Source organism: Amycolatopsis sp. 195334CR (genome assembly GCF_017309385.1).
GTDB lineage: Bacteria > Actinomycetota > Actinomycetes > Mycobacteriales > Pseudonocardiaceae > Amycolatopsis.
Window position 1 is genome coordinate 190,801 of the sequence record NZ_JAFJMJ010000002.1, and the last position, 17,420, is coordinate 208,220.

General features: G+C 71.9%; 18 protein-coding genes. 11 read left to right on the plus strand and 7 right to left on the minus strand.

Annotated features, from left to right (window positions below; genetic code table 11):
* Positions 1 to 57 precede the first annotated feature (57 nt).
* From JYK18_RS23660 to JYK18_RS23690, 7 genes are all read left to right on the plus strand, one after another.
* Complete coding sequence (locus JYK18_RS23660) at positions 58 to 537, plus strand: helix-turn-helix domain-containing protein (RefSeq protein ID WP_206808078.1); 480 nt, start codon at positions 58 to 60, stop codon at positions 535 to 537.
* Between the two features lies 1 nt (position 538).
* Positions 539 to 1,054 carry an RNA 2',3'-cyclic phosphodiesterase gene (gene thpR / locus JYK18_RS23665; protein WP_206804755.1) on the plus strand — a complete coding sequence of 172 codons (516 nt, stop codon included), beginning with the start codon at positions 539 to 541 and terminating at the stop codon, positions 1,052 to 1,054.
* 103 nt (positions 1,055 to 1,157) lie between these two features.
* Positions 1,158 to 1,427: a 30S ribosomal protein S15 gene (rpsO, locus tag JYK18_RS23670; RefSeq protein ID WP_153034518.1), complete on the plus strand. Its 270-nt coding sequence runs from the start codon at positions 1,158 to 1,160 to the stop codon at positions 1,425 to 1,427.
* Between the two features lie 277 nt (positions 1,428 to 1,704).
* Complete coding sequence (locus JYK18_RS23675) at positions 1,705 to 3,957, plus strand: polyribonucleotide nucleotidyltransferase (RefSeq protein WP_206804756.1); 2,253 nt, start codon at positions 1,705 to 1,707, stop codon at positions 3,955 to 3,957.
* A gap of 92 nt (positions 3,958 to 4,049) precedes the next feature.
* Positions 4,050 to 5,423, plus strand: coding sequence for a pitrilysin family protein (locus JYK18_RS23680; RefSeq protein WP_206804758.1), 1,374 nt, complete (start codon positions 4,050 to 4,052; stop codon positions 5,421 to 5,423).
* Positions 5,420 to 6,166 carry a 4-hydroxy-tetrahydrodipicolinate reductase gene (gene dapB, locus JYK18_RS23685; protein ID WP_206804759.1) on the plus strand — a complete coding sequence of 249 codons (747 nt, stop codon included), beginning with the start codon at positions 5,420 to 5,422 and terminating at the stop codon, positions 6,164 to 6,166. The genes JYK18_RS23680 and dapB overlap by 4 nt, the downstream gene beginning before the upstream one ends.
* A 2-nt stretch (positions 6,167 to 6,168) precedes the next feature.
* Positions 6,169 to 6,621 carry a tetratricopeptide repeat protein gene (locus tag JYK18_RS23690; RefSeq protein WP_206804761.1) on the plus strand — a complete coding sequence of 151 codons (453 nt, stop codon included), beginning with the start codon at positions 6,169 to 6,171 and terminating at the stop codon, positions 6,619 to 6,621.
* On the opposite strand, the gene JYK18_RS23695 is transcribed toward JYK18_RS23690, so the two are convergent.
* Positions 6,610 to 7,131, minus strand: coding sequence for a hypothetical protein (locus JYK18_RS23695; protein ID WP_206804763.1), 522 nt, complete (start codon positions 7,129 to 7,131; stop codon positions 6,610 to 6,612). The genes JYK18_RS23690 and JYK18_RS23695 overlap by 12 nt on opposite strands.
* A gap of 137 nt (positions 7,132 to 7,268) precedes the next feature.
* On the opposite strand from JYK18_RS23695, the gene JYK18_RS23700 reads away from it, so the two are divergent.
* Entirely contained in the window at positions 7,269 to 7,757 is a 489-nt protein-coding gene (locus tag JYK18_RS23700) for a GtrA family protein (protein WP_307796028.1), read from the plus strand.
* On the opposite strand, the gene JYK18_RS23705 is transcribed toward JYK18_RS23700, so the two are convergent.
* On the minus strand, positions 7,720 to 8,283 hold the full coding sequence (locus tag JYK18_RS23705) for a GNAT family N-acetyltransferase (protein ID WP_206804765.1): 564 nt from the start codon (positions 8,281 to 8,283) through the stop codon (positions 7,720 to 7,722). The two genes, JYK18_RS23700 and JYK18_RS23705, sit on opposite strands and share 38 nt — an antisense overlap.
* 64 nt (positions 8,284 to 8,347) lie before the next feature.
* Between JYK18_RS23705 and JYK18_RS23710 the strand changes: the two genes are divergently transcribed.
* The gene (locus tag JYK18_RS23710) at positions 8,348 to 9,559 is read left to right on the plus strand and encodes a winged helix-turn-helix domain-containing protein (protein WP_206804766.1); all 1,212 of its coding nucleotides are present in this window, start codon (positions 8,348 to 8,350) and stop codon (positions 9,557 to 9,559) included.
* An 8-nt stretch (positions 9,560 to 9,567) separates the two neighbouring features.
* On the opposite strand, the gene JYK18_RS23715 is transcribed toward JYK18_RS23710, so the two are convergent.
* From JYK18_RS23715 to JYK18_RS23735, 5 genes are all read right to left on the minus strand, one after another.
* Positions 9,568 to 10,929, minus strand: coding sequence for an MFS transporter (locus tag JYK18_RS23715; RefSeq protein ID WP_206804768.1), 1,362 nt, complete (start codon positions 10,927 to 10,929; stop codon positions 9,568 to 9,570).
* On the minus strand, positions 10,926 to 11,483 hold the full coding sequence (locus JYK18_RS23720; RefSeq protein ID WP_206804770.1) for an NADPH-dependent FMN reductase: 558 nt from the start codon (positions 11,481 to 11,483) through the stop codon (positions 10,926 to 10,928). The genes JYK18_RS23715 and JYK18_RS23720 overlap by 4 nt, the downstream gene beginning before the upstream one ends.
* A 125-nt stretch (positions 11,484 to 11,608) precedes the next feature.
* On the minus strand, positions 11,609 to 14,500 hold the full coding sequence (locus JYK18_RS47590; RefSeq protein ID WP_206804772.1) for an AAA family ATPase: 2,892 nt from the start codon (positions 14,498 to 14,500) through the stop codon (positions 11,609 to 11,611).
* A 43-nt stretch (positions 14,501 to 14,543) separates the two neighbouring features.
* Positions 14,544 to 15,470: a DUF4097 family beta strand repeat-containing protein gene (locus JYK18_RS23730; RefSeq protein ID WP_206804774.1), complete on the minus strand. Its 927-nt coding sequence runs from the start codon at positions 15,468 to 15,470 to the stop codon at positions 14,544 to 14,546.
* Positions 15,470 to 16,003: a toxin-antitoxin system HicB family antitoxin gene (locus tag JYK18_RS23735; protein ID WP_206804776.1), complete on the minus strand. Its 534-nt coding sequence runs from the start codon at positions 16,001 to 16,003 to the stop codon at positions 15,470 to 15,472. The genes JYK18_RS23730 and JYK18_RS23735 overlap by 1 nt, the downstream gene beginning before the upstream one ends.
* Before the next feature lie 127 nt (positions 16,004 to 16,130).
* On the opposite strand from JYK18_RS23735, the gene thyX reads away from it, so the two are divergent.
* On the plus strand, positions 16,131 to 16,859 hold the full coding sequence (gene thyX, locus JYK18_RS23740; RefSeq protein WP_206804778.1) for an FAD-dependent thymidylate synthase: 729 nt from the start codon (positions 16,131 to 16,133) through the stop codon (positions 16,857 to 16,859).
* Positions 16,859 to 17,251 carry an ACT domain-containing protein gene (locus tag JYK18_RS23745; RefSeq protein WP_206804780.1) on the plus strand — a complete coding sequence of 131 codons (393 nt, stop codon included), beginning with the start codon at positions 16,859 to 16,861 and terminating at the stop codon, positions 17,249 to 17,251. The genes thyX and JYK18_RS23745 overlap by 1 nt, the downstream gene beginning before the upstream one ends.
* The last annotated feature ends 169 nt before the right edge of the window (positions 17,252 to 17,420 follow it).

The following is a 17,420-nucleotide window of genomic DNA, read 5'->3' on the forward strand; positions in this document are numbered from 1 at the left end:
GCCTGCGATGATGTGCGCACCGATCGGGCGAGGCTGAACAGGGGAGTAGTGGCAATCGTGGAGGACCACAAGATCGTCCAGCGCAACATCGCGCTGCAGCGCGAGTGGTACGGCGAGCCGTTGGGCGATCGGGTCCGCAGGCTGGTGGTGGCCTTCGACATCTCGCAGGCCTTCCTGGCCGAAGTGCTCGGGATCAGCGCCCCGATGCTGAGCCAGGTGATGAGCGGCCGCCGCGCCAAGATCGGCAACCCGGTGGTGCTGGCCAGGATGATCATGCTGGAGCGCAAGATCCTCACCCCGGACGTGGCCGCGGGCAACCCGGCCGCGATGCGGGCCGCGCTGGAGGACGTGCGCGACTCCCGCCCGACCGTCGGCCGCGACAGCTTCCCGGTCGGCGCGCTCTCCGACGACCAGCAGGTGCTCATCACCCTGCGCGACATCGCCGAGGACGAGGACCTGGCCCAGGCCGCCGACCGGCTCGACGAGGACTTCCCGGCGATCGCCGACCTGCTCCGCAAGGCTTCGAAGGTCAACTGAGTTGCAGCTGTTCTCCGCCCTGCTCCCGCCGCCCGGGGTGGTCCGCTCGATCGAAACCGCGCTCGGCACCGGGAGGGGGCCGGGGTTCCGCTGGGCGCCGCCGGTCAACTGGCACATCACGCTCGGCTTCTTCGGCGAGGACGACATCCCGGCGCGCGCCGCCTGGCTGCGCGAGCGCGTCACCGGCAGGCCCGCCGTCCGCCTGCGACTGTCCGGTGCGGACACCTTCCCGAAAGTCCTGTGGCTGGGCGTGGAAAGCGACGGGCTGGCCGAGTTGGCGAACGCCGCGGGCGCCGAACTGGACGAGCGGCCGTACCGCCCGCACCTGACCCTCGCGCGCTACCCGGCCGGGCGGCACCCCGAAGCACGCGAGATCGCCGGCGCACTGAGCGGCTTCTCCAGTCCCGAGTGGACGGCCGCCGAGGTGGTCCTGATGAAGAGCACCGCCGGGGTCTACGCCCAGGTGGAGCGGTTTGCCCTGGACACGGGTTCGGGCGGCGCGCGACCCGGCTGGTAGCCTTGACGATTGGGTCCGGCTGCAGTCCGTGGCGGCCGAGACCGGCTCACCCGGCGTGAAGCTTCGTCCGGGCCGCACGGCACTGATTCAAGGAGAACACAGCGTGGCGCTGTCCACCGAAGAGAAGAAGTCGATCCTGACCGAGTACGGCGTGCACGACTCGGACACCGGATCCCCCGAGGCCCAAGTGGCCCTGCTGACCAAGCGGATCATCGGCCTCACCGAACACCTGAAGCAGCACAAGCACGACCACCACTCCCGCCGCGGCCTGCTCCTGCTGGTCGGGCGCCGTCGCCGCCTGCTCAACTACGTGGCGAAGGTGGACATCGAGCGGTACCGGTCGCTGATCCAGCGACTCGGCCTCCGCCGATAGCGCGCTGACGAGGGGGAGTGACCGCCACGGTCGCTCCCCCTCGCCACAACGGCGGGGACACGGGCGGTGACGCCGTGTCTCTGATAGACAACACAAGGCAACACCACAGGGCGCGAGCGACGCGCACGAGGGCATGTCCGCCGGTCCTCGGTAGTGGTTCCCGGGAACGCCTCCCGGGGACTTCGATCGAAGACCGGCCTCGTTCCTCGAGCGTCCCCCGGATGGGGTCCCAGGGTGGGAGATCGCCCGGCCCGAGACGAACGAGGAGAACAATTACATGACCGACGTGAGCACCGTGCACGAGACCGAAGCCGTGATCGACAACGGCCGCTTCGGCACCCGCACGGTCCGCTTCGAGACCGGCCGGCTGGCCCGCCAGGCCGCCGGTTCGGTCGTCGCCTACCTGGACGACGAGACCATGCTGCTGTCGGCGACCACGGCGTCGAAGCACCCGAAGGAGCACTTCGACTTCTTCCCGCTGACCGTGGACGTCGAGGAGCGGATGTACGCCGCGGGCCGGATCCCGGGCGCCTTCTTCCGCCGCGAGGGCCGTCCCTCCACCGACGCCATCCTGACCTGCCGCCTGATCGACCGGCCGCTGCGCCCGTCGTTCACCGACGGCCTGCGCAACGAGATCCAGATCGTGATCACCGTGCAGAGCCTGAACCCGGACGACCCGTACGACGTGCTGGCGATCAACGCCGCCTCGGCGTCCACCCAGATCTCCGGCCTGCCCTTCTCCGGTCCGATCGGCGGCGTCCGCGTGGCGCTGGTCGAGGACCAGTGGGTCGCCTTCCCGACCTGGAAGCAGCTGGAGAAGGCCACCTTCAACATGGTGGTGGCCGGCCGGATCGTCGGTGACGACGTGGCGATCATGATGGTCGAGGCCGAGGCCACCGAGGCCACCCTCGAGCTGGTCGCCGGGGGCGCCAAGGCGCCGAACGAGCAGGTCGTGGCCGAGGGCCTGGAGGCGGCCAAGCCGTTCATCCGGGTGCTCTGCGAGGCCCAGCAGGAGCTGGCCAAGGTGGCCGCCAAGCCGGTCGCGGACTTCCCGCTGTACCCGGCCTACCAGGCCGACGCCTACGACGCGGTCGCCGCGGCGGCCACCGACGAGCTGACCAAGGCGCTGGCCATCGCCGGCAAGCAGGACCGCGACAACGCCACCGACGAGGTCAAGGCCGCCGTGCTGGCCAAGGTCGGCGTCGGCGAGGGCGAGGCCTTCGAGGGGCGCGAGAAGGAGGTCGGCGCCGCGTTCCGGTCGCTGACCAAGAAGCTGATCCGCCAGCGCATCCTGCGCGACAAGGTCCGCATCGACGGCCGCGGCCTGACCGACATCCGGTCGCTGGGCGCCGAGGTCTCGGTGATCCCGCGGGCGCACGGCTCGGCGCTGTTCGAGCGCGGCGAGACCCAGATCCTGGGTGTCACCACGTTGAACATGCTCCGCATGGAGCAGCAGATCGACTCGCTGTCCCCGGAGACCACCAAGCGCTACCTGCACCACTACAACTTCCCGCCGTTCTCCACCGGCGAGACCGGCCGCGTCGGTTCGCCGAAGCGGCGCGAGATCGGCCACGGCGCGCTCGCCGAGCGGGCCCTGATCCCGGTGCTGCCGAAGCGGGACGAGTTCCCCTACGCGATCCGCCAGGTCTCCGAGGCGCTGGGCTCCAACGGCTCCACCTCGATGGGCTCGGTCTGCGCCTCCACCATGGGCCTGTACAACGCCGGTGTGCCGCTGAAGGCGCCGGTCGCGGGCATCGCCATGGGCCTGGTCTCCGACGACGTGGACGGCGAGACCCGCTACGTGGCGCTGACCGACATCCTCGGTGCCGAGGACGCCTTCGGTGACATGGACTTCAAGGTGGCCGGCACCAAGGAGATCGTCACTGCCCTGCAGCTGGACACCAAGCTCGACGGCATCCCGTCCGAGGTGCTGGCCGGTGCGCTGAACCAGGCCAAGGACGCGCGCCTGACCATTCTCGAGGTGATCGCCGAGGCGATCGACGGGCCGGACGAGATGAGCCCGTTCGCCCCGCGCGTGACCAGCGTGAAGATCCCGGTGGACAAGATCGGCGAGGTCATCGGCCCGAAGGGCAAGATGATCAACTCGATCACCGAGGAGACCGGCGCCGACATCTCCATCGAGGACGACGGCACGATCTACGTGGGCGCGGCCGACGGCCCGTCGGCGGAGGCGGCGATCGACAAGATCAACGCCATCGCCAACCCGCAGCTGCCCAAGGTCGGGGAGCGCTTCCTCGGCACCGTGGTGAAGACCGCCGCCTTCGGCGCCTTCGTCTCGCTGCTGCCGGGCAAGGACGGCCTGGTGCACATCTCCAAGCTGGGCAACGGCAAGCGCATCGGCAAGGTCGAGGACGTGGTCAACGTCGGCGACAAGCTGCGCGTGGAGATCGCGGACATCGACAACCGCGGCAAGATCAGCCTGGTGCTGGTGAAGGAGGACGACGCCGCCGACGCGGGCGACAAGCCCGCCGAGTCCGGCGCCGAGGCCGAGAAGGCCGACGCCAAGTAGCAGCCAGCCGCAGTTCAACGCTATGAGTGGGGCATTACTTGCGTTCATTGCAAGTAATGCCCCACTCATAGCATTCGGAGGAAGAAACCTCGATGCCGTCAAAGACGCCCGGGTACGCCCAGCCGGCCGGGTCGACCCGCCTGCTCGACTCCACCGCGGACGGCGCGGTGGTCAAGCGCACCGTGCTGCCCGGCGGCCTGCGGGTGATCACCGAGCACGTGCCCGCCTCGCGCTCGGCCACGGTCGGGCTGTGGGTCGGGGTCGGCTCGCGGGACGAGCCGCTGCCGGTCGCCGGGGCCGCGCACTACCTGGAGCACCTGCTGTTCAAGGGCACCGCGAACCGCGACGCCAAGCAGATCGCCGAGGAGATCGACGCGGTCGGCGGGGAGTTCAACGCCTTCACCGCCAAGGAGCACACCTGCTACTACGCGCAGGTGCTCGACGAGGACCTGCCGCTGGCCGTGGACCTGGTCACCGACGTGGTGTTCGAGGCGCTCTGCGCGGATTCCGATGTGGACACCGAGCGCAGCGTGGTGCTGGAAGAGATCGCCATGCGCGACGACGACGCCGAGGACCTGCTGCACGAGACCTTCGTCGGCGCGATACTCGGTGACCACCCGCTCGGGCGGCCGGTGCTGGGCACCGAGGCCTCGATCGCCGGGATGTCCCCGCAGGCGCTGCGCGGGTTCTACAAGCGCCGCTACACGCTGCCGCGGATGGTGCTGGCGGTGGCCGGGAACATCGACCACACCCAGGTGCTCCGCCTGGTGCGCAAGGCGTTGCGCGATCGTCTGTCCGGTTCGGACACCCCGGTGCCGCCGCGCCGGGGCCGGGCGCGGCTGGCCACGGCGCCGAAACTGGCCCTGCACACCGACGACACCGAGCAGGCCCACGTGATGCTCGGCCTGCGCGCGCTCACCCGGCACGACGAGCGCCGCTTCACCCTGTCCGTGCTCAACGCCGCGCTCGGCGGCGGCATGAGTTCCCGGCTGTTCCAGGAGATCCGGGAACGCCGAGGGCTGGCGTACCAGGTGTACTCGTCGGTGGCCAGCTACGCCGACACCGGGCACCTGGCCGTCTACGCCGGGTGCCAGCCGGAACGCCTCGGCGAGGTGGCCGGGGTGATCCGCGAGGTGCTCGCCGAGGTCGCGCGCGACGGGCTCACCGAGGCCGAGGTGACCAGGGCCAAGGGGCAGCTGCGCGGCGCGATGGTGCTCGGCCTGGAGGACTCCGCCTCCCGCATGTCACGCATCGGCAAGGGTGAGCTGAACTACAGCGAGTACCTCGGTGTGACCGAAACCATCGACCGGATCGACGCGGTCACCGCCGAGGACACCGCCGCGCTGGCGAAAGCCCTGCTCAGGGCGCCGGGCCGGGCGGTGGGGGTGTCCGCGGCCGCGGTGGTCGGGCCGTACGCTCACGCCGACGACCTTCCCGACGATCTGCACGAGGTGATTGCGTCATGAGCATCCGGGTGGCGGTACTGGGCGCGCGCGGGCGCATGGGCGCGCAGGCGGTGAACGCCGTCGAGGGTGCCGGCGACCTCGAGCTGGTCGCCGCGATCGACGCCGGCGACCGGCTGCTGGACGTGGTGGACAACGGCGCCGACGTGCTGGTCGACTTCACCCACCCCGATTCGGTGATGGGCAACCTGGAGTTCGCCGTGGAGCACGGCGTGCACGCGGTGGTCGGCACCACCGGGATGACCCAGGAGCGGCTGACCACGCTGGCCGGCTGGCTGGGGAACAAGCCGGAGCTGGGCGTGCTGATCGCGCCGAACTTCGCGCTCGGCGCGGTGCTGGCGATGCGGTTCGCCGAGCAGGCCGCCCGGTTCTACGCCTCGGCCGAGGTGATCGAGCTGCACCACAACCGCAAGGCGGACGCGCCGTCGGGCACCGCCGGGCACACCGCGCGCCTGATCTCGAAGGCCCGCGCGGACGCCGGTGTCGAACCGGGGCCCGACGCGACCACCGCCGAGGTGGACGGCGCCCGCGGCGCGCTGGTCGGCGACGTGCGCGTGCACTCGGTGCGCCTGCCCGGGCTGATCGCGCACGAGGAGATCCTCTTCGGCGCCGAGGGCGAGACGCTGACCATCCGCCACGACTCGATGGACCGGTCCTCGTTCATGCCGGGGGTGCTGCTCGGCGTGCGTTCGATCGCCAAGCGCCCCGGCCTGACCGTCGGGCTGGAGAACGTGCTGGAGCTGTAGCGGTGAAGGCTCGCAACTTCGCGCTGCTGCTGACCGCGGCGCTGGTGCTGTACTTCGTGCTGCTCGCCGGGCGCGCGATCGCGTTGCTCAAGACCGGCGAGGTGGTGCCGGTGGTGTTCGGCGTCGGTGTGCTGCTGCTGCCGCTGCTCGGCGTCTGGATCGTGGTGACCACCTGGCGGTCCGGGGTGCGCGTCCAGCAGCTCGCGCGGCGGCTGGACCGCGAGGGTGGCCTGCCGGACGTCTCCGACCTGCCGCGACGGCCGTCCGGCCGGGTGGACCGCGACGCCGCGGACGCCTGGTTCGACGAACGGCGGGCGGAACTGGACGCCGATCCGGAGAACTGGCGGCACTGGTACCGGCTGGCCCACGCCTACGACATCGCCGGAGACCGGCGGCGGGCCCGCGAAACCATGCGCAAGGCGGTCGAGCTGGAAGCGGCCGACTCAGAAGTTTAGCCAGCCGGCGAACATCGCCGGGGACGCGGCGAGCAGGCTGAACCGGGCGAACCGCCCGGCCAGGCCGGCGCCGAGGAACAACGACATCGGCATCCGCACCAGCCCGGCCAGCACCGTGGTGGCCATGAACGGCGGCAGGCCGACCACCGCGCTCACCCCGTAGGTGCCGGTCATCCAGGCGGGGTGCCGGTGGCAGCGTTCGCGCAGGCCCTCCAGCCAGGCGCGCACGCGCTTGGTGCGCAGTTCCCAGCGGGCGCGGCGCGCGGTCATCGGGCGTTCGCGGTGGAGCCGGTCGTGCAGGAACTTCGGCAGCTTGATGGTGCCCTTCGCGGCCAGGTAGTAGAGCAGCTTGCCGGCCACCTGGCCGATCGCCACCGCCGCGCCGATGGCCAGCCAGTGCACGCCCGGCTCGGTGCTGGCCAGCCCGATCACGAAGACCTCGACGCTGATCAGGGGCAGGATGGCGGAGCCGAACGCGACGCCGAGCGTCACGCAGAGCCAGCCGATCATCGCACCTCCTGTGGGGTCCCCGATCCAAGTTAGCAGCGCGACCTGAGCGCGACCCTGGTGCTGGCCCCCCTCTTGCCGCACCGGAAGATCACCTGATCGTCGTATTCCGGACACCTCGCGCTGGCAGGGTTGCGGTCGTGGCCGTCGCCGAGAAAACCGCCGCCGACCGGTTCATCGAGCTGTGCGGGGCGGTCACCAAACGGTTGCCGTTCGGGCTCGCCAAGGTGGTGCCGCCGACCTTCCTCGGCTTCTGCGTGATCAACGGCTTCACCTTCGGCGTGGACCTGCTGCTGCTAACCCTCCTGCACGGGCAACTGGGCCTGGCGGTTCCGCTGTCCATCACGGTGGCGTACGTGATCGCGTTCGGGCTGAGCTTCGTGCTCAACCGCGCGTTCAACTTCCAGTCGCACGCGCCGGTCGGGAAACAGGCCGTGCTGTACGCGATCGCGGTGGCGATCAACTACTTCGCGTTCATCCTCGGGGTGGGCAGCGGGCTGGTCGAGCTGGGCGTGCAGTACCACCTGTCGCGGCTGGTCGCGGGCGCGTGCGAGGGCGTGTTCATGTACAGCGTGCTGCGCTGGGTGGTGTTCAGGAGGTCAGCTGAAGGTACGCCAGCGAGCCGGTGATGCGGAGTTCGCGGATGGTCTTCTCGCCGGTGTCCAGCGTGCGGACGGTGCCGTCGGGGTGCCAGCCGATCCGCTTGTAGAAACCGAGCGAGGCGGCGTCGGACTGGGCCACCCACGCGATGCCGCGCTCGGCGCCGAGTTCGCGCAGCTCACGGGCCGCGTGGCCGAGCAGGCGGCCGCCGTGCCCGCGACGGCCCCAGCGCGGTTCGACCAGCATGGTGGCGATCAGGCCGACGCGCTCGGCGTCTTCGGGCAGCTCACCCGCGGCGGAGGCGACCTCGTCGGCCGGTGCCTGGCCCGCGACGCAGAAGCCGACGGTGAACCGGCCCTCGGTGGCCACCAGCACGGCCGTGCCGGGGTGCTCGACCGCGGCGGTCCAGTGCTGTTCGGTCTCGGGGGCGTCCAGTGCGGCCAGCGCCTGCTCGCCGAGGAACTCCGCGTAGGCGACCCGCCAGGTCTCCCGCTGGATGCGGGCGATCTCGGGCACGTCGGTGGGGGTGGCGGCGCGGACCTGGGCCTGGCTCATGGGGGGAACCTATCGGCACGGGTGTCCCGGGATTGTCGGTGGTCCCTGGCACGATGACGCCATCATGCAGACGGTGAGTGATTCGGTGGCGCGGCGCACGGCGCTGGCCGCACAGGGGTTCGCCGATCCGCGTCCGGGCGGGGAGCCCACGCGGCGGCATTTGCAGCGGGTGTTGTCGCGGGTGCAGCTGCTCCAGCTGGACTCGGTGAACGTGGCGGTCCGAGCGCACTACGCGCCGTTGTTCGCGCGGCTCGGTTCGTACGCGCCGGCGCTGGTCGACGACGCGGCGTGGACGCATTCGGCGCGGCGGCCGCGGTTGCTGGTGGAGAGCTGGGCGCACGAGGCGAGCCTGATCCCGGTGGAGGACTGGCCGCTGCTGCGCTCGGGGGCGAAGCGGATGGGCTGGTGGCGCGGGTACGAGAAGCTGCTGGAGCGCTCGCCGACGCTGGCCGAGGACGTGCTGGCGGTGGTCAAGGAGCACGGGCCGATCGGGGCCGGGGCGATCGAGCGCGAGCTGGCCGGGGAGCGGGTCCGGCGGCAGGGGCCGTGGTGGGACCGATCCGAGGTGAAGCGGATCTGCGAGTGGCTGTTCGGCATGGGGCAGTTGTCCACCGGCACGCGGCGCAGCTTCGAACGGCTCTACGACCTGACCGAGCGAGTGGTCCCGCCGGAGGTCCTGGCCACCACGGTGGCCAAGGACGAGGCGGCGCGGCGGCTGATCGGGAAGTCGGCGGCGGCGCTGGGCATCGCCACCGAGACCGACCTGCGCGACTACTACCGCCTCGGCCCGGACGTCGCCCGCCAGGCGGTGGCCGAGCTGGTCGAGGCGGGTGAGCTGGAGCCGGTGCGGGTCCGGAGCTGGAAGGCGCAGGCGTACCGGCACAGCAGCGCGCGGACCCCGCGTGCGATCACCGGGCGGGCGCTGTTGTGCCCGTTCGACCCGTTGATCTGGGAGCGGGCGCGGACCGAGCGGATGTTCGGGTTCCGGTACCGCATCGAGATCTACGTGCCGGAGCCGAAGCGGGAGTACGGGTACTACGTGTTCCCGTTCCTGCTGGACGGGGAGCTGGTGGCGCGGGTGGACCTGAAGGCCGACCGGGCGGCGGGGGTGCTGCGGGTGCAGGGGGCGTTCGCCGAGGCGGGGGTGGACCAGGCGCGGGTGCTGCCGGAACTGGCCGGCGAACTGCGGCACATGGCCGAGTGGCTGAACCTGTCGGGAGCCAGCGCGCAGCCGCGGGGGGATCTGGGGCCGGCGCTGGCCAAACTGCTGCGGTAGTTTCGCGGTCAGCTTGCGAGCGTGGAGCGGCGGCCGGTGACCGTGAGGACGACGCTCACCGCGCCCGCCGCGGCCAGGGCCAGGATGCCGGTGTGGAAGCCGTCGAAGGTGGTGGTCCAGGTGAGGGCGCCGAGTGCCGGGCCGAGGGAGAAGCCGAGGGTGCGCACCAGGGTGGCCACCCCGCTCGACGTGCCCAGCAGCTCCGGCGGCGTGTCCTCCAGCACGGCGGCCGAGTTGGGCCCGGCGAACAGGCCGTTCCCGATGCCGACCACGGCGAGCGGCCAGGCCACGTCCACCAGCTGAGCCCCCGGGCCGACGAGCAGGAGGCCCAGCAGCCCGGCCAGCGCGACCACCGCCCCCGCCGAGGCGACCGGCACCTTGCCGATCCGATCGGCGAGCACCCCGGCGATCGGGGAGGTCACCGCCATCGCCGCCGAGACGCTCAGGAGGGCCAGCCCGATCGTGCTCGGTGAGGCCGTGCGAAGGAGGTCGGCGAACAGGTAGGGCACCACGAAGTGCAACGCCCCGACGCCGGTGGTCACCCCGGCCATGGCGCCGAGTGCGAGCGCGATCTCGCGGCGTCGCAGCAGGGTGAGCACGGGTCGCGCGCCCGCGGTCCGCGCCCACGCCGCGGTCAGGGTCCCCGCCACGGCGAGCAACCCGATGAACCAGAGCGCATCCACCCCGGCGAAGTGCAAGGCGCCGAACAACCCCGCCGATGCCAACCCCAGCACGGCGGCCTCCCTGAGCAACCCACCGTCGGGCCACGGCAACCCCCGCCCAAGCGGCAACGGGCCTGCCTTACCGCTCGGGATCACCCGCCTCGCCAGGGCCAGGGTGAGCACCACGATCGGCAGGTTCACCGCGAACACCGACCGCCAGCCGAAGGACTCGGCGAGCCAACCGCCCACCACCGGCCCGCCCACCCCGCTCAGCGGGATCAGCGTCAGCACCAGCCCCATCGCCCGCGCGCGGTGCTCCGGCCGGGCCGCCCGCGCCACGATCGGCAGGCTGACCACCCCCACCAGACTGCCGAACACCCCCTGCAGCACCCGCCCGGCGAGCAGCACACCGAACGCCGGCGCCACCGCGATCACCAGGCTGGTCACCCCGAACCCCGCGGTCGCCAGCACGAACGCGGGCAGCGGCCCGGCCCGGTCGAGCCACCGCCCGGCCGGCACGCTCAACGCCACCAGCGGCAACGAGTAAGCCAGCAGCACCCACTGCACCGCCGACGGGCTGACCCCGAACTCCGCCCCGATCGACGGCAGCGCCACCGCCACGATCGTCATGTCCAGCGCCGCGAGCACCACCCCGAGCGCGGCGACCGCCACCGCGCCCCAGTTGGTGCGCGAAACCGGTTCGGTCACGCGAACGCCCCCAGCCGGATCCGGTCGCGCAGGCCGTGCAGCAGGGCGCTCATCCCGCGCCGCAGTTCGTGGTCGAGCAGGCGGTCGTCCTCGTCGAGCTGCCGCGCCACCCGCCCGACCGGCAGCGTGCCGTCGAGCACCTCGGCACCGGCGAGCTTGAGCACCTTCCGCAGTTCGTCCTGCGCCCACGCCGCGCCGTGCACCCCGTTGCTCGCCCCGATCACCGCGGCCGGCTTGCCGGTCAGCACCCCCTCGCCGTACGGCCGCGACGCCCAGTCCAGCGCGTTCTTCAGCTGCCCCGGGATCGAGCCGTTGTACTCCGGCGTCGCGATGAGCAGTCCCTCCGCGTCCGCGATCGCCCGCCGCAGTTCGGCCACGCCACCCGGCTCCGGCCCGGTTTCGGCGTCCTCGTCGAACGGCGGCACCAGGCTCAGCCCGCCCCACCGGCGGAGCTCCATGCCGCGCGGCAGTTCGTAGCTGGCCGCGGTGAGCAGCCGCCCGTTGAACGACCCTTCCCGCAGACTTCCCGCGATACCAAGGATCTTGACGCCCATCGTGTGCTCCCGGCTCCCCGGGCCGGCGATTCCGGCCCACTGGGATCGAGCCTCTCGATAAGGCCACCCACCCCACATGAGGCAGCAGCCCTATTCGCCGGGGTAGCACCAAGCCACCGCCTAAGTCAGTCGAACAGGCCCAGCTGGTTGGCCGTCGCCGCGGCCTCGACGCGGTTCGCGACGCCGAGCTTGCCGAGGATGTTCGACACGTGGACGCTGGCCGTCTTCGCCGAGATGAACAGCTCGTCGGCGATCTCCCGGTTGGCCTTGCCCGCCGTCACCAGGCGCAGGATCTCCAGCTCACGCGGGGTCAGCCCGAGCCGGGCGTGCCCGTTGCCCAGTGGTTCGGGCGCGCCGGGCACCACCTGGATCCTGGCCCGCCTGGCCAGATCGGCGACGCGGTCGCGCAACGGCCTCGCGCCCAGCTGCCCGGCCAGTCCGTAAGCCTCGCGCAGCAGTTCCGCGGCGGCTTCGCGGTCACCGTCGGCGGTGATCGCGGCCGCCGCCGAACCCAGGCAGGCCTGGGCGAGCCGCAGCGGCTGGCCGAGTTCGCGCCAGGCCGCGGTCGCGGCGTCCCAGTCGTCGCGCTCACCACCGGTGTAGGCGTCGAAGAGCCGCGCGAAGGCGTGCTGCACCGGCCCGGCGATCGGTAGTTCCGCGGCGATCCGGCGCAGGCGGGCCAGCAGGTCGGTGCCGCGCCAGGACGGGTCGTGGTCGGCGAGCCTGCTGCCGAGCACCAGCAACGGCCAGAGCAGCCTGCCCGCCGCGGCCAGCTGCGGGTGCGCGAGCGCGCGTTCGAGCACGGCCCGCGCCTCGCCGTACCGCCCCTGCGTGAGGCGCAGCTCGGTTTCCAGGCGTGCCACCAGGAACGGGTCCTGGTTGAACCGGACGTCCTCGCCGAACTGCTCGTGCGCGCGGGCGAGCAGCCGCTCCGGCAGTTCGGGTTCACCGCGTTGCAGTGCGATGTATCCCTTGAGGCACAACAGGTGTTCGCGGAACGCGGGCGCGGGGGCGAGGTCGAGCGCCTGTTCGAGGACGGCCATCGCCTCGTCCCAGCGGCCGCCGTCGATCATCGCGCCGGCCAGGTTCAGGCTGTGCTGCGCACCGGCCGCGCGGTACAGGCCGGTCTCCTTCGCCACCACCAATCCCGTGCGTGCCTTGGCTTCCGCCTCGGGCAGCCGGCCGAAAGCCCGCAGCAGCGAGGATTCCGCGTGGATGGCGTGCAGGCGCAACCGGTGCTCGCCCAGTGTTTCGGCGATCGCCCCGGCGCGCTTCAGCCGCGGCAACTGCTCCTCCAGGTCGCCGAGGCGCGCGTCGAGCACGGCGAGGGTGATCAGCGCGGCGGCTTCGGCGGACCGTTCTCCGTTGTGGCACGAGGATTCCAGTGCCGCTTCCGCCGCGTCCCGGGCTTCGTCGGCACGCGGGATCTCCATCAGGCGCGCGGCGTAGGAGTTCAGCAGGTGCCCGCGCGCGGGGTGGTCCTCCGGCACCAGGCGGATCGCCTCGCGGTGGTCCTCCAACGCGCCGGGCTGCCCGAGGTGTGCCCGCAACCGGGCCCGCTGGTCGAGCAAGGCGGCCGCGCGCACCCGTTGCGCGTCACGGTCGATCTCGGCCAGCGCCATGGTCGCGAAGCGTTCGCCGCTGACGTTGTCCCCGGCCCGGCTCGCCGCTTCGACGGCTTGCTCCAGCACCGTCGCGTAGTCGATGCCGCCCAGTTCGCAGCACGGATCCGGGACCAGGGCCCACAGTTCGCGCACGCGGTCGAGCATGCGGGCCTGCTCGGCGTAGGCGAGCAATCGCTGCGCCTCGCCCGCGGCCCGCCAGGCCGCGCAGATCGCGCTCGGGAAGTCACCCGCCCGGTACAGGTGCTGGGCGAGTTCGGTGACCGAGGGCGCGCCCGCGGACAGCGTGGGGTCCTCGCGCATCGCCTCGGCGTACCGCGCGTGCAGCGACCGGCGCTCGCCCGGCATCAGGTTCGCGGTGGCCGCCGCGCCGATCAGCGCGTGCCGGAAGCGGTATCCCTCGCCTTCGATGACGAGCACGTTCGCGTCGACCGCGGCCCGCACGGCGGCGGAGAGCGCTCGTTCGTCCAGTTCCGCGACCTCGCTGAGCAGCGCGTGGCAGACGGTGACCTCGCTCAGTCCGATCAGCCCGGCGACGTAGGCGGCATCCGGTGGCAGCCGGTCGATCCGGGACGCCAGCAGGTCCTCCAGCGAAGCCGGGATCTCGCCGGTGTCGTCGTTGTTCTCGCAGTCCAGCATCGCTTCGACGAACAGCGGATTTCCTTCGCTGCGCTGGAAAACCGCGGAGACCAGCTCGGGATCCGGTTCGCGGCCGAGGATGTGGCGCACCAGCTGCACCACTTCGTGCTTGCCCAGCCTGCCGAGTTCCAGCCGCTGCGCCCACGGCAGCCGGGCCAGCTCGGCCAGCAGCGACCGCAGCGGGTGCGCGCGGTTCAGCTCCTCGGACCGGTGCGTCACCAGCACCAGAGAACCGGGGACCGCGCCCTGGTTGCGCACCAGGAAGTCGAGCAGGTCGCGGCTGGAGCGGTCGGCCCAGTGCGCGTCCTCGATCACCAGCACCACCGGCCGCTCGGCGGCGAGCCTGCCGAGCAGCGCGAGCACGCCTTCGAACAACCGCGGGCGCGCGTCGTCACCGACCGGGCCGGGGCCGCGCACGGTGCCCGGCAGCAGAGGCGCGAGATCGGCCTTGTCCGGCAGCAGCCGGTCGAAGTCGGCCGGGCCGGTGGCCGCCGCCAGCCCGCGCAACGCGGCGACGAACGGCGCGAACGGCAGGCCGTCCGCGCCGAGTTCCACGCAGCCGCCGGACAGCACGGTCGCCTTGGCGCCCGCCCGGTCGAGGAACTCCGCCACCAGCCGGGACTTGCCGACCCCGGCCTCCCCGCCGACGAGCAGGGTGGCCTGGCCACCACCGGCCACCCGGTCGAAGGCCTCGGCCACCCTGCTCGTCTCGCCGTCGCGCCCGACCAGCACCGGGCTCACCACTTGGAGGCTCATTTGCCCCCGAGTTTATCGCCGGAACGGCTGATCGGTCTCGGTTTCACGCGCCGGCGCTGGTCACCACCGCGTCGCCGGAACCGGTGCGCATGCGCGCCCGCACCGCGGCCGCCTCCTCCGGCGGGGTCTCCCGCACCGGGAGTTCGCTGGACACGCGCCCGGACACGGTGGACACGTCGACCTCCGCGGTCACCCCGGAAGCCACGCCGAACCGGATCTCGCCGGACCCGGTGTTGAGCTCCATCGAGCCGGACTTCGCCTCGGCCACGGTGAGATCGCCGCTGCCGCTGCGGGCCATCACGTCTCCGGAAACCGCGCCGAGCCAGATGTCGCCGGTGCCGGTGACCACGGTGGCCGAGCCGGTCGGCGCGGCCAGCCGCACCGATCCGCTGCCGGAGCGGACCTGCAGCCCGTAGGTGCTCGGGCCGAGCTGGACCTCACCGGAGCCGGTGCGCACGTTGGCCGCGGCCTTGGTCTCGCCGAGCGAGACGTCACCCGATCCGGTGGAGATGCTGGCGCGCCCGGCCGTGCCGGTGACCGTCACGTCGGCGGCGCCCGCGCGAATGCCCAGGTGCGAGCCGCGCGGCGCGTGCACGGTGACGTTCAGCGGCACCTTGCGCAGCGGCAGCGCCTTGGGCCCGCGGACGATGATCTGGTCACCGACCTGCTCGATCCGCGACTGGCGCACCGCCTCGGCCGGTGAGCCGAGCACGTCGGTGTCGAACTGGTCGCCGAAGCGCTCGGTCACCCAGCTCAGCACCGCGTTCACGCCGTCGGCCCACGGGGCCTGGGCGGCCGGCTCGTGCCGGAGTTCGACGGTGGTCTCGGCCTCGCCGTCGGACTCGGCCAGCAGGACCTGGACCCGGCCGACGGTGATGCTGACGTCCAGCTCGATCGGGCCGGTGGCGGGGAAGTTGCCGGTGCGGACGAGGTGGTCGTCCGGCTGTCCGGTGGTGTCTCCGGTGCTCATCAGCCCTGCACCCAGCCGTGCATGCGGGTGCTGCTGTTCGGCCCGCGCCGCTGCTCGCCCTGCTCGAACGGGGCCTTGCCCTGCAGCGCGCCCTGCACCGCCTGGGTGACGAAGGTGTTCAGCGAGACGCCCTGTGCGGACGCGGCGCGCTCGGCCTGGTTCTTCACCTGGTCGAACAGCCGCAGCGTCATCCGGCTGATCTCGCCGCTGTCGAACGGCATCTTGGGCTCGGACTTGGGCTCGCGCGGCTTCTCGGCGGCAGGCTCGCTCTCGGTCTTCTCACCGGCGCCGCTCGTGCCGGTGACCACCACGCGCACGTCCCGGCCGTCGAGCCGGACGTCGACCAGGTAGTCGGGCTGGTTGGCGGTGACCTCGGCGGCGAGGTCGGCGAGCGCGTTCATCAGCGCCAGGCGCATGGCCGGTTCGAGGGTCGCGGCGAGCACCGCGGCGGTCTGCCGGGTCTGCTCGTCGCCCGCCGAGGCCGCCGTGGCGAGGTCCTCGCGGAGGCTGGAGATGTACGTCGTCAGGTCCATGACACCACAGTGATGTCATTCGTGGTGTCAGTCAAGGAAGCGGCGACATCATCCGGGACATCCCGGAGACATCTCGGGGTGCGCGTTAGGCTGCCGGGGTCGAGGGGGAAGCGCGGAGGGAGCGGCTTTGGCCAGGGTGCAGTTGATCGCGAAGACGGAGTTCTTCCCGCCCGACGACGTGCCGTGGTCCACCGACGCCGACGGCGGGCAGGCGCTCGCCGAATTCGCCGGCCGGGCCTGTTACCAGTCGTGGCAGAAGCCGAACCCGCGGACCGCCACCAACGCCGGGTACCTCGACCACGTGATCGAGGTCGGGCACCTGTCGGTGCTGGAGCACGGTTCGGTCACCTTCTACCTGACCGGGATCTCGCGGTCGCTGACCCACGAACTGGTGCGCCACCGGCACTTCTCCTATTCGCAGCTGTCGCAGCGGTACGTGCCCGAGGCGTTCGTCGAGCCGGACGTGATCGCCGAAGACCCGGAGCTGCACGAGAAGTTCGTCGCCGCGACGCGGGCCAGCCTGGCCGCGCACACCGAGCTGCTGGCCGGGCTGGAAGCCAAGTTCGCCGACTCGCCGAGCGCCACGCTGCGCCGGAAGCAGGCGCGGCAGGCCGCGCGCGCGGTGCTGCCGAACGCCAGCGAGACCCAGATCGTGGTGACCGGGAACTACCGCGCGTGGCGGCACTTCGTCGGGATGCGCGCCACCGAGCACGCCGACGTGGAGATCCGCGCGCTGGCCGTGGAATGCCTGCGGGAGTTGCAGAAGGCGGCGGGCAACGTGTTCGCCGACTTCACCATCTCGCGGCTGCCAGACGGGACCGAGATCGCCACCAGCCCGAAGGTGCTGGAAGGCTGATGCGCCGCCTCGTCATCGACGTCCAGCCGCTGGAGTACGCGGTCGCCAGGCTGGAACCGGACCAGGCCGTGCCGTCGGAACTGTTCTCGCACCCCGGGCAGGTGCTGGTCTCGGTGACCAGGACGCAGCGCGAGGTGTCGATCATCTGCCCGGTGAAGTTCGCGCCCGCCGGCGCCCGCGTCGAAGCGGACTGGCGGCTGTTGTCGGTCCGGGGGCCGCTGGCCTTCACGCTGACCGGGATCATCGCCGCGCTGGCGAGCGAACTGGCCGCGGCGGGGGTGGCGCTGTTCACCCTGTCGACCTTCGAAACCGACCACGTGCTGGTGAAGTCCGACGACCTGACCAGGGCCATCAACGCCCTGCAGGCCGCGGGCCACGACGTGTCCATGTAACGCTCCGCCACGGCGCCTGCCGCCGCGCGGCCCGCTTCCGGCCCCGGCAACGTCCCGCCGAGGTGGCGTGAATGTGGCTTTCACTGCCGAATTCGCTGTGAAAGCCACATTCACTGCGTCCGGCCCGCGCTCCGCCAACGGGATTGACATCACACCTGTCCCCGTTACG

Excerpts from the sequence above, each read along its gene's own strand:
- JYK18_RS23695 (WP_206804763.1), bottom strand. The coding sequence starts at position 7,131 with ATGATCGGCTGGCTCTGCGTGACGCTCGGCGTCGCGTTCGGCTCCGCC.
- JYK18_RS23680 (WP_206804758.1), top strand. The coding sequence starts at position 4,050 with ATGCCGTCAAAGACGCCCGGGTACGCCCAGCCGGCCGGGTCGACCCGC.
- dapB (WP_206804759.1), top strand. The coding sequence starts at position 5,420 with ATGAGCATCCGGGTGGCGGTACTGGGCGCGCGCGGGCGCATGGGCGCG.
- JYK18_RS23705 (WP_206804765.1), bottom strand. The coding sequence starts at position 8,283 with ATGAGCCAGGCCCAGGTCCGCGCCGCCACCCCCACCGACGTGCCCGAG.
- JYK18_RS47590 (WP_206804772.1), bottom strand. The coding sequence starts at position 14,500 with ATGAGCCTCCAAGTGGTGAGCCCGGTGCTGGTCGGGCGCGACGGCGAG.
- JYK18_RS23675 (WP_206804756.1), top strand. The coding sequence starts at position 1,705 with ATGACCGACGTGAGCACCGTGCACGAGACCGAAGCCGTGATCGACAAC.
- JYK18_RS23745 (WP_206804780.1), top strand. The coding sequence starts at position 16,859 with ATGCGCCGCCTCGTCATCGACGTCCAGCCGCTGGAGTACGCGGTCGCC.
- JYK18_RS23710 (WP_206804766.1), top strand. The coding sequence starts at position 8,348 with ATGCAGACGGTGAGTGATTCGGTGGCGCGGCGCACGGCGCTGGCCGCA.
- JYK18_RS23735 (WP_206804776.1), bottom strand. The coding sequence starts at position 16,003 with ATGGACCTGACGACGTACATCTCCAGCCTCCGCGAGGACCTCGCCACG.
- JYK18_RS23730 (WP_206804774.1), bottom strand. The coding sequence starts at position 15,470 with ATGAGCACCGGAGACACCACCGGACAGCCGGACGACCACCTCGTCCGC.
- JYK18_RS23720 (WP_206804770.1), bottom strand. The coding sequence starts at position 11,483 with ATGGGCGTCAAGATCCTTGGTATCGCGGGAAGTCTGCGGGAAGGGTCG.